The organism is Pseudomonas sp. RIT-PI-r (genome assembly GCF_001297015.1).
Lineage (GTDB): Bacteria > Pseudomonadota > Gammaproteobacteria > Pseudomonadales > Pseudomonadaceae > Aquipseudomonas.
In genome coordinates this window covers 66,463-80,720 of record NZ_LIGE01000035.1, presented here as the reverse complement: position 1 = coordinate 80,720, position 14,258 = coordinate 66,463, and the positions used below count along the sequence as shown (strand labels likewise).

Here is a 14,258-nt window from a genome sequence, read left to right as displayed (position 1 = left end):
TCGCAGCCTTCGGCAGCTCCTACATTGGAAATACGCGTTTCCCTGTAGGAGCTGCCGAAGGCTGCGATCTTTTGATTTTTATCAGAGAGAAATGGGTTTGCGCCCGGCAAACGAATGCGCCAGCGTGCCGCCATCGACCAGTTCCAGCTCACCGCCCAACGGCACCCCATGGGCAATGCGCGACGCGATCAGGCCTTTGTTCTGCAACAACTGCGCGATGTAATGCGCTGTTGCCTCACCTTCCACGGTCGGGTTGGTTGCGAGAATCACTTCGGTAAACGTCCCCGCTTCTTCAATCCGCGTCATCAACTGCGGAATGCCGATCGCCTCAGGCCCGAGGCCATCGAGCGGCGACAAATGCCCCTTGAGCACAAAGTAGCGCCCACGGAAGCCGGTCTGCTCGACGGCATACACATCCATCGGCCCTTCCACCACGCACAGCAACGTGTCGTCGCGGCGGGTATCGGCGCATTGCGGGCACAGATCGTCTTCGGTCAGCGTGCGGCACTGACGGCAGTGCCCGACGCCTTCCATGGCCTGGCTGAGGGCCTGCGCCAGGCGCAAGCCGCCGCTGCGGTCACGCTCGAGCATCTGCAACGCCATGCGCTGGGCGGTTTTCTGACCCACGCCCGGCAAGGTGCGCAGCGCGTCGATCAGTTGGCGAATCAAAGGGCTGAAGCTCATGGGTAAAAAGTCCGACAAAACAACGAGACGCGGTTTATACCCGCGCCTCTGGCCAGCGTCAAATACTCAGTCCGGTGCAACCCGCACCACCAGTTTGCCGAAGTTGCGCCCTTCCAGCAGACCGATAAACGCCTCGGGCGCCTGCTCCAGACCATCGACCACGTCCTCGCGGAATTTCACCTTGCCGTCGCGCACCCACGGCACCATGTGGCTGATGAACTCCGGCTGACGATCACCGTAGTCGTCGAACACGATAAAGCCCTGAATGCGCACGCGCTTGGTCAACAATGTGCGTTGCAGCATCGGCAGGCGATCCGGGCCTTGCGGCGCCTCGGAGGCGTTGTAACCGGCAATCAGCCCGCACAACGGGATGCGCGCCTTTGGGTTAAGCAGCGGCACTACGGCATCGAATACGTGACCACCGACGTTTTCGTAATAGATGTCGATGCCATCAGGGCAGGCTTTGGCCAGTTGCTCGGCAAAATCGGCAGCCTTGTGATCGATGCAGGCATCGAAACCCAGTTCCTCGACCACGTATTTGCACTTCTCGGCTCCGCCCGCCACGCCGACCGCCCGCAGGCCTTTGATCTTCGCCACTTGACCGACCACTGAGCCCACCGCGCCGGATGCAGCGGCTACGACTAGCGTTTCGCCTTCTTTAGGCTGACCGATGTCCATCAACCCCATGTACGCGGTCATGCCTGGCATGCCCAACACACCCAGGGCCATCGACGGGCTCGGCAGCCCGGCCGGGATCGGAATGATGTTGCGGCCGTCGCTGATGCTGTGGCTCTGCCAGCCGGTGGCGCCAACGACCAGATCACCTTTATGGAATTTCGGATGACGCGAATCCTCGACACGACTGACAGCGCCGCCGGTCATCACTTCGCCGATTTGTACCGGGGCAGCGTAGGACGGTGCATCGCTCATGCGTCCGCGCATGTAGGGATCGAGGGACAGGTACAGGGTTTTCAGCAACACCTCGCCATCCGCAAGATCCGGCAGCGCCTCGCGTTCGAGACGAAAGTTTTCCGGGGTGGGTGCGCCGACCGGGCGCGAGGCGAGGACGAAACGTTGGTTGAGCGTGAGAGGGTCGGACATGTCAGCGTCTCCTGTGAAGTGTGAATTCAGCGGGTATAGGGAGCAGACCGTTGAGGCTTTTGCGCGTTCGATGTTTATTCAGGTGCCGGGGCTGATCGTTCCCATGCTCCGCGTGGGAACGATCAGTCAGAAACAAAAATGCCAGGCGCAAGGCCTGGCATTTGTGTAGCTCATCTGCCGCCGATTGGCGAATCAGAATGGCAGTTTCATACCGGCTGGCAGGTTCATGCCGGCGGTCATGTTGCCCATTTTGTCCTGGCTGTTCTTTTCGATCTTGCGCACAGCGTCGTTGACGGCGGAGGCAATGACCGCTTCCAGCATTTCTTTGTCGTCTTCGCTCATGCCTTCGACCAGGCTTGGGTCGATGCTCACGCTTTTGACGTCGTGACGACCGGTCATCACCACGGTGACCATGTCGCCGCCGGCCTTGCCGGTGACTTCAGCGTTGGCCAGTTCTTCCTGCATCTTGGCCATTTTTTCCTGCATCTGCTGCGCCTGCTTCATCAGGCCGGCCATGCCACCTTTCATCATGGGAATCACCTCAAAAGTACTTGGATCAAAACAGCGCCCGGCCTTCGAGGCCAGGCACCTTCAGTTATTAGCCTTGGGCGACCAAGGCATCGACAGGTTCAATAGTATCGTGTCGCACGACGGCACCGAACTGCTGCACCATCTGCTGGATGAACGGATCACCATGGATCGATTCCTCCGCCTCACGCTGACGGTTGGCACGGCGACGGGACGCGGCCTGAGCCGGGGTTTCCTGCTCGGGCTTGATCAGCTCGATGGTCAGGGTCAACGTGCGACCGTGGAACTGGTTCAACGCATCGTTGAGACGACGCTGTTGCGTGGCGTTGAACAGTGCGCTGTGCGCCGGGTCGAGGTGCATCAGCCAATGGTCGCCATCGACGCCGATCAACGTGCAATTGGCGGCGATGCTGCCGGTCATGCCGGAGATCGGCAATTTCGGGAACAGCTCCAGCCATTGCAATGCCAGACCGGTGGCCGGTGCCGCAGCCGGTTCTGGCTCGGGCTCAGGGGCTGGCTCGGCAGCGTGTTCACTAGCCAGTTCGTCGAGGTAGCTGTAAGCCGAATCCATGTCCGGTTCGATATAGTCCTCGTCGAGCGGCGGCTCGTCGTCCAGGTCCATGCCTGGTGTAGCGGCATCGACGTCGGCGACCGAAGGCTCGGGAATCGGTGCTGCAGCCCATTCTGGGGCCTGCGGAACGACGCTGTCCGGGGTCGGCAACGGCATCGGCGGCAACTCGGGTTGCTCGGCGGCGGTTTCCAGCACCGGTTCGACGGCAGGTTGCTGCGCGGGTTCGGGCTCTGGCTCCGTCTCGGGCTCTACCGGGTCATTCCACGGCAGGTCGACGACGGCTTCGGCAACGACAGGCGCGGGCTCAGGTTCTGGCGCGGCAACAGGAGCAACCGGCGCGGGCTCGGGAGCCGGTGCAGGCGCTGGTACCGCCACGGGTGCCGGAGCTGGAGCCGGCGCAACAGCAGCAGCGACTACCGGCGCAGGTTCAGGCGCGGCAGCCACTGAGTTTGCGGAATCAACTGTGGCCTGGCTGATCCCCACTGGCTTTAGCGGTTGCCTCGGCGCGTCCGCTGTATCAGCGGGCCGGAAGGCGAGCATCCGCAGCAGGACCATCTCGAACCCACCGCGCGGATCCGGCGCCAGCGGCAAATCGCGGCGACCGATCAGGCCCATCTGGTAATAGAACTGCACGTCTTCGGCTGGCAAGGCCTGCGCCAGTGCCAACACGCGATCGCGGTCGCCATGGCCGTTGTCGACACCTTCCGGCAGCGCCTGAGCGATGGCCACACGGTGCAGCACGTTGAGAATTTCCGAGAGCACGCCGTTCCAGTCCGGGCCTTGTTCGGCCAGGTGACGCACGCCTTCGAGTAGCGCTTTGGCGTCCCCCTCGATCAACGAATGCAGGACATCATAGACCTGACCATGATCCAGCGTGCCGAGCATCGCCCGTACGTCGGTAGCGAGCACCTTGCCTTCACCGAAGGCGATCGCCTGATCGGTCAGGCTCATGGCATCCCGCATCGAACCGTCAGCGGCGCGACCGAGCAGCCACAGTGCATCGTCTTCGAACGGCACGTTTTCGGCAGTGAGGACGTGGGTCAAATGCTCGACCACGCGCTCCGGCGTCATGTTCTTCAGCGAGAACTGCAGGCAGCGCGACAAAATCGTTGCCGGAAGTTTCTGCGGATCAGTGGTCGCGAGGATGAACTTGACGTACGGCGGCGGCTCTTCAAGGGTTTTCAGCAGCGCATTGAAGGAATGGCTGGAAAGCATGTGCACTTCGTCGATCAGATAGACCTTGAAGCGCCCACGGCTCGGCGCGTACTGCACGTTGTCGAGCAGCTCGCGGGTGTCTTCGACCTTGGTGCGGCTCGCGGCGTCGATCTCGATCAGGTCGACGAAACGACCTTCGTCGATTTCCCGGCACACCGAGCACTCGCCGCACGGGCTGGAAGTGATACCTGTCTCACAGTTCAGGCATTTGGCAATGATCCGCGCAATCGTGGTTTTACCCACCCCGCGCGTACCGGTGAACAGGTACGCGTGGTGCAGCCGCTGGCTGTCCAAGGCATTGATCAGAGCCTTGAGCACATGGGTCTGGCCGACCATTTCGCGGAACGAGCGCGGACGCCATTTACGTGCAAGAACCTGATAACTCATCGAAAACCGTCGCAGCGAAGGAAGCAGAAGCGGCTAATGCTAGCGGAGCAAGGGCAAAATTGCATCCGGTGTCCTCGTCTAATATGGCTAAGCTGCATCAGCAGAGGCTTTTATCGGCTCAGGAGCGGGAATTACCGGAGCGTTTATGCGGTGGGCTGTGGGGGCGTTGCTGGGAATCAGCCTGAATGTGACGGCAGCGGAAACCCCGTTGCGCTTCGCCATGCCCGACAGCTGGGCCATGCCGATGGTGCAATACGAACGCGGCCGCCCGACTCAGGGCATTCTCTATGATCTGATGCTCAGCCTGGCCACGCAGGTCGGCGTACCGGCCGAGTTTCACGTCCTGCCCCGCGCCCGCGTGCAGACGTCTATGGAGCACGGCGAGATTGATGTGCGCTGCTATGCCGCGCAGTCGTGGCTGCCGAATCAGTCAGGGGATTACATCTGGAGCCTTCCGCTGTTCTTCCAGCGCGATCTGTTGATCAGCCGCAAGGATCAACCCGCCAGCGCCGACCCTGCGCATTTGCCCCGCCAATCCATCGGCACCGTTCTCGGCTACACCTACCCGACCCTGCAACCGTTGTTTGATGCTGATCGACTGCAGCGCGAAGATGCGCGCAACCAAGAACAGGTGCTGGAGAAGCTGATGGCCGGGCGTTATCGCTATGCGGTGAGTAATCAGTGGACGCTGGACTGGTTTAACCAGCGGTTGATGCCGGAGCAGCAACTGCAAGGGGTGGCGGTGCTGCAGGAGCAGAAGGTCGGTTGCTATGTGCGCAATGATCCGAAGGTACCGGTGCAACGGATATTGCGCACGTTGTTGCGGATGAAGATGTCGGGGGAGATTGATGAGATTATCCGGCTCTATACCGGATCCTCTGAAGGCACCCCATAACCCCTGTAGGAGTGAGCCTGCTCGCGATGGCGTCCTGTCTCCCAAAAATGAACTGACTGACACACCGCCATCGCGAGCAGGCTCACTCCTACAAGGAATTTGTGCCGACCTGACAAATCGCAGACACAAAAAAACCGCAGTGGGCGAAACCCATGCAGTTCTGGTTGAAGCGTTCGATTGTTCGTTAAGGTGGTAACCCCACCAGCCACACCCCGGCACACAATGTTCCCGCTGTGGCTGCTGCCTTCCGGCTCTGACCAGGTTCACGGGTAATCGTTGCGGGGGGACCGATGGGGTCACCATAACGACGCTTGCCTGTCGGCGAGCCGCGCCATTGTACCTATCTGAGACGAAGTTACAACCGTTGGTTGTAGATTAAAAATATGAATCGCTTCAAGGACATAAAGATCGTCCGATCGCGGCCCGAGCCTTCGGCAGCTCCTACAGGGCCAGAACCTCGTCCGCCCTGCCGCCCGCCTGCTGGATCACCAGATGAATGAAGTGCAACTTGGCAATCGCCGGTGCCGGCAGCACGAACGGGTAGAAATCCGGCTGGCCCATGCTGCGCGACAATTCGTTGAGCATGCCGGCCAGTTCAATCCAGGCATTGACGAATGACAGAAACGCCGCGCCACCGGGATGCTCAGGGTCGTAGAGCGTGCTGGTCGGAAACGGCTGGTAGTCGAAATCCATTTCCCGCGCGCTCATGCCGAAGCCCAGTGCGGTGTCGACGGCGTCCATCATGTGCAGGTAGTGCGCCCAGGTTTCCGCCCAGTCTTCCCAAGGGTGCATGGTTGCGTAGGCGCTGACGTATTGTTGCGGCCAGTCGAGTGGCGCGCCTTGTTGATAATGGCGACCCAGCGCCTCGGCGTAACTGGCGCGCTCGTCGCCGAATAGATCTCGGAATGAACCGAGCCAGGGGCCGTTGGCGATCAGGCGATCCCAGTAATAATGGCCGACCTCATGGCGAAAATGCCCGAGCAGCGTGCGGTAGGGTTCATGCATCGCCGCCCTCACCTGCTCGCGGTGGGCGTCGTCAGCCTCTTTGATGTCGAGGGTGATCAGGCCGTTGGCGTGGCCGGTCATCGGCGCATTGCCTTCGAGGTCGACACCGATGAAATCGAAGGCCAGACCGGTGTCTTCATCCACGGTTTTCGGGATGACGGTCAGGCCCAGGGTAATCAGTTGCGCGACGAGACGCCGCTTGGCGATTTCGACTTTGCGCCAGCGCTCGGGGTTGTCTGGATCGGACAGGTCGGGGATGGTGCGATTGAGGCTGCAGGCGACGCACAGGCTGTCGTGATCGTTGGCCGGCAGCAGCCAGTTGCACGCAGCAGCGGTGTCGAGGTTGGCGCAACGGCGGAACAATCCCGAGTCGGGATCGGCGTCGAGCGTCCAGGTGCCCTCGTACGGTCCCGGCTGCAGAGAGGTCAGGCGACTTTCTTCGGGTTGATAACCGAGCAAGGCATTACACGCCAGGCACTGGCTGTTGCGAAAGAACAGCGACTGACCGCAGCGGCACGGCCAGACTTTGCTGTTGCGTGAGGATTCGCCCATGAACGGCGCGATGATGCGGGAACTGAGCTGCTCGAAAAAGCGGTGCATGGCGATCTCTCCCTGGGGCTTGCCAAGACTAGATCATTCTCGCGGGTTGATCGTTCCAACGCTCTGCGTGGGAATGCATCCAGTGACGCTCTGCGTCACAACGGACGCGGAGCGTCCGGGGGCGGCATTCCCACGCGGGAGCGTGGGAACGATCACTCAGGCGGAGATACCGTGGGTTTTGAGGAAGGCGATGAAGGTTTCTTCGTCCATCACTTTTACGCCCAGCTCATTGGCCTTGGTCAGTTTGGAGCCAGCGCCGGGCCCTGCGACCACACAATGGGTCTTCGCCGACACCGAACCTGCGACTTTCGCCCCCAGGCTTTCCAGATGCTCCTTGGCGACATCACGGCTCATCAGCTCAACCTTGCCGGTCAGCACCCAAGTCTCCCCGGAAAGCGGCAAGCCCTCGACGACTTTCTTCTCGCTCTGCCAATGCATGCCGAAATCACGCAACTGCTTCTCGGAGGCCTCGGCCAGTTGCCGGTTCTCAGGCAAGGCAAAAAACTCGCGAACAGAATTGGCCTGTTTTTCCGGCAACGCCTGACGCATATCCAGCCAATCGGCGTTCATCACCGCTTCCAGCGAACCAAACTTGTCCGCCAGTTTCTGCGCGCCACCAGGGCCGACCGAAGGAATGTGCAGCTTGTCGAGGAAACCACCCAGCGTGGTGCTGGCGGCAAACTCGGCGCCCAACTCGCCCTGATCCTGAATCTGCAAACCATGACCGAGCAACTCGGTAATCACCTGCTGGTTATGCGCATCTTCGAAGAAACTGTGAATCTCATGCGCCACCTCCAGACCAACGTCCGGCAGGTAAGTCAGCACTTGCGGCAGCGCCTGCTGCACACGCTCCAGTGAACCCAGCGAGCGTGCCAGCACCTTGGCGGTCTCTTCGCCGACATCAGGAATGCCCAGCGCATAAATGAACCGTGCCAGTCCAGGCTTCTTGCTGTCCTCGATGGCCGCCAACAGCTTGTTGCTCGATACCTCGGCAAAACCTTCGAGGTCGACGATGTCGTCGAACTTCAGCGCATACAGATCCGCCGGCGAACTGACCAGACCTTCATCGACCAATTGCTCGACACTTTTGTCGCCAAGGCCTTCAATGTCCATCGCCCGACGCGAGACGAAGTGGATGATCGCCTGCTTCAACTGCGCACCGCAGGCCAGACGCCCGACGCAACGATACACCGCGCCTTCACTGACGGTTTCCTTGCCCTTGCTGCGCTTGATCAGTTGCGTGCGCTCGACGTGGGAGCCACACACCGGGCAGCTCTCGGGAATCTGCACCGCGCGCGCGTTTTCCGGACGCCGATCCATGACCACTTGTACGACTTGCGGAATCACATCACCGGCGCGGCGGATGATCACGGTATCGCCGATCATCAGGCCCAGGCGCGCGACTTCATCCATGTTGTGCAACGTGGCATTGGCCACAGTGACACCGGCAACCTTGACCGGCTTCAGTCGTGCGACTGGCGTGACAGCCCCCGTGCGGCCGACCTGAAATTCGACGTCGAGCAACTCGGTGAGCTCTTCCATCGCCGGGAATTTGTGCGCGATTGCCCAACGCGGCTCACGGGCGCGGAAGCCCAGTTCGCGCTGATCGGCAATGCTGTTGACCTTGAACACCACGCCGTCGATTTCATAGGCCAGATCATTACGTCGCGCGCCGATATCGCGGTAGTAATCCAGGCACTCGTCGATGCCTTTGGCCAATTTCAATTCGTGGCTGATCGGCATGCCCCACTGCTGCAACTGCTTGAGGTTGCCGATGTGGGTGTCGGAAATATCGTGGGAAACCTGACCGATGCCGTAGCAGCAGAATTCCAGCGGACGGTTGGCGGTGATCTTCGAATCGAGCTGACGCAAGCTGCCGGCCGCGGCGTTGCGCGGGTTGGCGAAAGTCTTGCCGCCGACTTCCAGTTGCGAGGCGTTGAGACGCTCGAAACCGGCCTTGGACATGAACACTTCACCGCGCACTTCCAGCGTCGCCGGCCAGCCTTCGCCGTGCAGCTTCAGCGGAATATTGCGCACGGTGCGCACGTTGACGCTGATGTCTTCGCCCGTGGTGCCGTCGCCGCGCGTGGCGCCGCGCACCAATACGCCATCCTGATACAGCAGGCTGACCGCCAGGCCATCAAGTTTCGGTTCGCAGCTGTATTCCACTGCCGCGCCACCGCCGAACAGATCGCCCGCGGGGATATCCAGACCTTCGGTGACGCGGCGATCGAACTCGCGCATGTCGCTTTCTTCGAAGGCGTTGCCGAGGCTGAGCATCGGCACTTCGTGGCGCACCTGGGTGAACGCGGTGAGTGCCACGCTGCCGACACGCTGGGTCGGCGAGTCGCTGCTGATCAGTTCCGGGTTGGCCGCTTCCAGCGCCTTGAGCTCGTGGAACAACCGGTCGTACTCGGCGTCCGGAATGCTCGGCTCGTCGAGAACGTGGTAACGGTAGTTGTGCTGATCGAGTTCAGCGCGCAGCTCGAGAATACGGTTTTTGGCGGCGGTCATGGGTGTTCTCTCATAAAGCAAAAGAGCAGCCGAGGCTGCTCCAGTTTCATCCTTAAAAGATCGCAGCCTCGTTGCACTCGTCAGCTCCTACAGGATCGCGATCCTTTGTAGGAGCTGCCGCAGGCTGCGATCTTTTGATCTGGCCTTAGCGCTTCTGGGTCAGGGCGCGACGTTCGAATTCGACGATGCGCTGACGGTAGTGCTCGATGGTCTGCGCGGTCAGAACACTGCGCTGGTCATCTTTCAATTCACCGTTCAGTTCCTGCGACAGCTTGCGGGCTGCGGCCACCATCACGTCGAAGGCCTGCTTCGGATGACGCGGACCTGGCAAGCCGAGGAAGAAGCTCACCGCCGGGGTGCTGAAATGGTCGATATCGTCCAGATCGAAGATGCCCGGCTTGACCGCATTGGCCATGGAGAACAGTACTTCACCGTTGCCAGCCATGCTTTCGTGACGGTGGAAAATATCCATCTCGCCAAAACGCAGACCGCTTTCCAGGATGTTCTGCAACAGTGCCGGGCCTTTGAAGCCGGCAGCGTCACGGCAGATCACACTGATGACCAATACTTCTTCGGCTTGTGGCTGGTCTTTGTCGACCACCGCCGGCGAAGGCTTGGTGTCTTCAACGAAATCGTCGTCACGGCTGCTGAAGCTCGGGCCGTCGTCCAGATCCAGATCCAGATTCAAGTCGCCCTGCGCCGAACCCTTGCCGCCGCGCTTGCCACGTTTCGAGGCGGTTTCGCGGGGGTCGCCTGCTTCGCGGGCCGGCCTGCTCACCGACGGCAAATCGTGTTCGTCCAGTTGCGGCTCTTTATGCGTATCCAGAACGCGGGCCGGGCCCAACAGCTCAGCGCTGGTGTCCTCGTCCGGCAGGTTGGACAGACTTCGGTCAAGACGGAATTTCAGTTTTCCCTTGCCGCCGCGCATACGGCGCCAGCCATCGAAAAGAATACCGGCTATCACAATGATGCCGATGACGATCAGCCACTCGCGCAGACCGATTTCCATGTAATCCCGTGCCTCTATAAAAAATGCTGAAAAATAAGGGGTTTACATTGTGCAAACCGCTTTAAAACGTGGCGCCAACTCTATGTTCTGACAGGCGTTTTGCCCACGTATACGAAAAATTGACATTAAACTAGCACGACCAAAGACAACTTTACACCGTCTGTCTCATTGGCTTGCACGAATATGTCGATTGGCCAGCAAGTCGAACCCGGTAAAAAAGTCCTACAGCCCTCAATTACCTTTCCGACACCACGCTGGCTCAGGCGTCCACCATCGCCATCGCCTCCTCGACATCCACGGCTACCAGTCGCGAACAACCCGGTTCATGCATCGTCACGCCCATCAACTGCTCGGCCATTTCCATGGCGATCTTGTTGTGGGTGATATAGATGAACTGCACGGTCTGCGACATCTCTTTGACCAAGCGTGCGTAGCGTCCAACGTTAGCGTCATCCAGTGGCGCGTCAACCTCATCGAGCATGCAGAACGGCGCCGGGTTCAACTTGAAGATGGCAAAAACCAGTGCCAGCGCGGTCAGGGCTTTTTCCCCGCCGGAGAGCAAATGGATGGTGCTGTTCTTCTTCCCTGGCGGCTGCGCCATGATCGTTACCCCTGTATCGAGTAGATCTTCGCCCGTCAGTTCCAAATACGCCCGTCCACCACCGAAAACTTTTGGAAAAAGTGCCTGTAAACCGCCATTGATCTGATCAAAGGTATCTTTGAAACGATTACGGGTTTCCTTGTCGATCTTGCGGATGACGTTCTCGAGCGTCTCCAGCGCTTCGACCAGATCGGCGTCCTGAGCATCCAGATAACGTTTACGCTCGGATTGTTGCGTGTATTCGTCGATGGCCGCGAGGTTGATCGCGCCCAAGCGCTGAATCCGCGCATTGATGCGTTCGAGTTCTTCTTCGGCTTCGCGTTCACTGGCCTGCGCGGTTAATGTCGCGAGCACGCCGTTGAGATCGTAGCCGTCTTCGAGCAATTGATCCTGCAAGGCCTTGCGGCGCACGGTCAGGGCTTGCCATTCCATGCGCTGCTGTTCGAGCTGGCCGCGAATCAATTGTGATTGCTGCTCGGCCTGGGTCCGGCGTTTTTCTGCATCGCGCAATTCGCGGTCGGCATCTTCGAGAGCGATCTGCGCAGTCTTGAGTTCTTCGTCGACGGTCATGCGTTTGTCGAGCAGCTCTTCGAGTTTCAGGCGCAGCTCTTCCAGCGGTGCCTCGCCCTCCTCCAGGTTCAGACTCAACTGTTCGCGCTTTTCGGTCAGGCGTTCGGCCTGCATTTCCAGACGTTCGAGGGCCTGACGCGTGGAGTCATGTTGCGCGCGCAACGAGCCAAGACGCACGGCCAATTGATGCGCGTGATCCTTGTGCTGGCGCGCTTCCTGACGCACGCGATCGAGGCGCTCACGCAGGCTGTCACGCTGGGCCAGCAGCAACTCGCGCTGCTCGGTGTCGAGCGCCATGGCATCCAGCGCTTCCTGCAATTGCATGCGCGCTTCGCCGACCTGTTCGTGCTCAAGCTCGCGTTGTTCGCCGAGCTCGACCAGCTCTTCATCGAGACGGGTACGGCGCAATGTCAGCTGCTCGGCCTTGGCTTTACCGGCGGACAGTTGCGCTTTCAACTCGCCCTGCTGACGCGCTTCGTCTTGCAGCAAACGACGCAAATGCTCGCGGCCGTTTTCCTGCTGACGCTGTTGCGCGCGCAGGGTTTGCAGACGGGTTTCCATGGCCTCGACCGTGGCTTCTTTCTCTTCGCGCTCGAGGTGCAGCGCTTCGATTTCCTGGCCCCGGGCGAGCATGCCGCTTTCCGCTTCGCTGGCACGGCGCACACGTAAAAAGTGCCGGCCGACCCAGTAACCGTCGCGACTGATCAGACTCTCACCGGCGCTCAACTGCCCGCGCAAGGCCAAGGCCTGCTCAAGGCTGTCGACCGGTTTGACCTGACCGAGCCACGGCGACAGATCGATCTGCGCATCAACCTTGTCGAGCAAGCTACCCGCGACGCGCACGCCATCGCTGGCCGGGCTGAGCAGGCGCAAATCACCTTGGGTGAAACCGGACAAATCGAAACCGCTGAAATCGTCGACCAGCACCGCTTGCAGGTCAGCGCCGAGCACGGTTTCCACCGCCAGTTCCCAACCGGCCTCGACCTTCAAGCCTTCGGCCAGGCGCGGACGCTCGGCGAGATTGTGCTCCTTCAGCCATTCGGCGGTGCCGGTGCCCGGGTCGAGCGCGGCTTGCTGCAACGCTTCAAGGGACGCCAAGCGACCGTTGAGACGCTGCAAATCACCCTGTGCCTGTTGCTGTGCGGTCAGCGCTTGCTGCAATTCCTGACGCAGTTGTTCGAGTTTTTCGACCTGCGCTTCTTCGCTGGTCTGCAAATCTTCGAGGGTCGCTTCGGACTCGGCGAGCTGCTCGTTGAGTTCCATGATCGCCGCGTCTTCGGGATCAGCCGAGAGCAACGCGCGCTCTTCGCCAAGACGCTTTTGCCGATCAGCCAGACGCTCCATGCTGGTTTCCAGCTGCTGGATGCGCGACTGCTGGACTTCGGCCTGACGGCGCGGCTCGGCGGCGGTCAGGTTGAAGGCGTCCCACTGCTCTTGCCAGCCGTGCATCACGGATTCGGAATCTTCCAGCGCAGCGGCGGCTTCTTCGGCGGCAGCGCTGGTGACTTCCTGCTCGGGGGTGAGCATGTCCAGCTCTTCGCCGAGGGTCAGCAGCAAGGTGCGGTCGTGGCCCAGATGGGATTCAGTTTCCAGACGCGCGCGCTCGGCTTCTTTCAGATCGTCCTGCAACTGACGCAGACGTTGCTGGCCATGCTGGATGCTCTGCTCGACCCGGGCGATATCACCACCGACCGAATAGAAGCGCCCCTGCACCAGATTGAAGCGCTCGGACAGGTCATGGTGACCGTCGCGCAGGCGCTCAATCGCCGCATCGGCATTACGCTGCTCGGCAACCAAGGCTTCGAAACTGATTTCCTGAGTGCCGATGATCGACTCGCGCTGGCCGACCTGATCATTCAGATCCTGCCAGCGCAACGCCGACAGTTGTGCCTTGAGCTGACGCTCCTCGGCTTTGAATTCCTGATACTTCTTCGCTGCTTCGGCCTGGCGGTGCAGGCGTTCGAGTTGCCGCTCCAGCTCTTCGCGCAAGTCAGTCAGACGCGCGAGGTTTTCGTGGGTGCGGCGGATGCGGTTTTCGGGCTCGCGGCGGCGCTCTTTATATTTCGCGATACCGGCGGCTTCTTCGATGAAGTTGCGCAGGTCTTCCGGCTTGGATTCGATCAGCTTGGAGATCATCCCCTGCTCGATGATCGAATAGCTGCGCGGACCGAGACCGGTGCCGAGGAAGATGTCGGTGATGTCGCGACGCCGGCATTTGGTGCCGTTGAGGTAATAGGTGGTCTGGCTGTCGCGGGTGACTTTACGGCGGATGGAAATCTCGGCGTAGGCCGCGTACTCGCCGAGCAGCGTGCCGTCGGAGTTGTCGAAGACCAGCTCGATGCTGGCCTGACTCACCGGTTTGCGGCTGGTCGAGCCGTTGAAGATGACGTCGGTCATCGACTCGCCACGCAGGTTTTTCGCTGAGCTTTCGCCCATCACCCAGCGGACGGCGTCGATGATGTTCGACTTGCCGCAACCGTTCGGCCCGACGACCGCCGCCATGTTACTGGGGAAGTTCACCGTGGTCGGGTCGACAAAGGATTTGAATCCCGCCAGTTTGATGCACTTGAGCCGCACG

The 14,258-nt window shown here is 60.5% G+C and carries 9 protein-coding genes and 1 other RNA gene; 1 reads left to right on the top strand and 9 read right to left on the bottom strand.

Annotated elements, in window-relative coordinates:
* Positions 1-81: 81 nt before the first annotated feature.
* From recR to dnaX, 4 genes are all read right to left on the bottom strand, one after another.
* Positions 82-684, bottom strand: a complete 603-nt coding sequence (gene recR, locus AK821_RS20285) for a recombination mediator RecR (protein WP_064391294.1) — start codon at positions 682-684, stop codon at positions 82-84.
* 66 nt (positions 685-750) lie between these two features.
* The gene (locus AK821_RS20280) at positions 751-1,785 is read right to left on the bottom strand and encodes an NADP-dependent oxidoreductase (RefSeq protein WP_064391293.1); all 1,035 of its coding nucleotides are present in this window, start codon (positions 1,783-1,785) and stop codon (positions 751-753) included.
* A gap of 192 nt (positions 1,786-1,977) precedes the next feature.
* Positions 1,978-2,316: a YbaB/EbfC family nucleoid-associated protein gene (locus AK821_RS20275; RefSeq protein ID WP_016984747.1), complete on the bottom strand. Its 339-nt coding sequence runs from the start codon at positions 2,314-2,316 to the stop codon at positions 1,978-1,980.
* Between the two features lie 67 nt (positions 2,317-2,383).
* Positions 2,384-4,486: a DNA polymerase III subunit gamma/tau gene (gene dnaX, locus AK821_RS20270; protein ID WP_064391292.1), complete on the bottom strand. Its 2,103-nt coding sequence runs from the start codon at positions 4,484-4,486 to the stop codon at positions 2,384-2,386.
* Positions 4,487-4,631: 145 nt separating this feature from the next.
* Here dnaX and AK821_RS20265 point away from each other — a divergent pair, with 145 nt between their 5' ends.
* Complete coding sequence (locus tag AK821_RS20265; RefSeq protein WP_064391291.1) at positions 4,632-5,381, top strand: substrate-binding periplasmic protein; 750 nt, start codon at positions 4,632-4,634, stop codon at positions 5,379-5,381.
* Positions 5,382-5,577: 196 nt separating this feature from the next.
* Here the strand turns inward: AK821_RS20265 and ffs are convergent.
* The 5 genes from ffs to smc all read right to left on the bottom strand — a co-directional run bounded on the left by ffs (position 5,578) and on the right by smc (position 14,257).
* Positions 5,578-5,674, bottom strand: an RNA gene (ffs, locus tag AK821_RS20260) — signal recognition particle sRNA small type.
* Positions 5,675-5,822: 148 nt separating this feature from the next.
* Complete coding sequence (locus AK821_RS20255) at positions 5,823-6,986, bottom strand: zinc-binding metallopeptidase family protein (protein WP_064391290.1); 1,164 nt, start codon at positions 6,984-6,986, stop codon at positions 5,823-5,825.
* 156 nt (positions 6,987-7,142) lie between these two features.
* A complete protein-coding gene (gene ligA, locus AK821_RS20250; protein ID WP_064391289.1) occupies positions 7,143-9,500 on the bottom strand; it encodes an NAD-dependent DNA ligase LigA in 2,358 nt (785 codons plus the stop codon).
* Between the two features lie 145 nt (positions 9,501-9,645).
* The gene (zipA, locus tag AK821_RS20245) at positions 9,646-10,509 is read right to left on the bottom strand and encodes a cell division protein ZipA (RefSeq protein ID WP_064391288.1); all 864 of its coding nucleotides are present in this window, start codon (positions 10,507-10,509) and stop codon (positions 9,646-9,648) included.
* 259 nt (positions 10,510-10,768) lie between these two features.
* A complete protein-coding gene (smc, locus tag AK821_RS20240) occupies positions 10,769-14,257 on the bottom strand; it encodes a chromosome segregation protein SMC (RefSeq protein ID WP_064391287.1) in 3,489 nt (1,162 codons plus the stop codon).
* Position 14,258 lies beyond the last annotated feature (1 nt).

Coding starts and splice junctions, on each gene's coding strand:
- ligA (WP_064391289.1), bottom strand. CDS start 9,500: ATGACCGCCGCCAAAAACCGTATTCTCGAGCTGCGCGCTGAACTCGAT.
- AK821_RS20280 (WP_064391293.1), bottom strand. CDS start 1,785: ATGTCCGACCCTCTCACGCTCAACCAACGTTTCGTCCTCGCCTCGCGC.
- recR (WP_064391294.1), bottom strand. CDS start 684: ATGAGCTTCAGCCCTTTGATTCGCCAACTGATCGACGCGCTGCGCACC.
- zipA (WP_064391288.1), bottom strand. CDS start 10,509: ATGGAAATCGGTCTGCGCGAGTGGCTGATCGTCATCGGCATCATTGTG.
- AK821_RS20255 (WP_064391290.1), bottom strand. CDS start 6,986: ATGCACCGCTTTTTCGAGCAGCTCAGTTCCCGCATCATCGCGCCGTTC.
- AK821_RS20275 (WP_016984747.1), bottom strand. CDS start 2,316: ATGATGAAAGGTGGCATGGCCGGCCTGATGAAGCAGGCGCAGCAGATG.
- AK821_RS20265 (WP_064391291.1), top strand. CDS start 4,632: ATGCGGTGGGCTGTGGGGGCGTTGCTGGGAATCAGCCTGAATGTGACG.
- dnaX (WP_064391292.1), bottom strand. CDS start 4,486: ATGAGTTATCAGGTTCTTGCACGTAAATGGCGTCCGCGCTCGTTCCGC.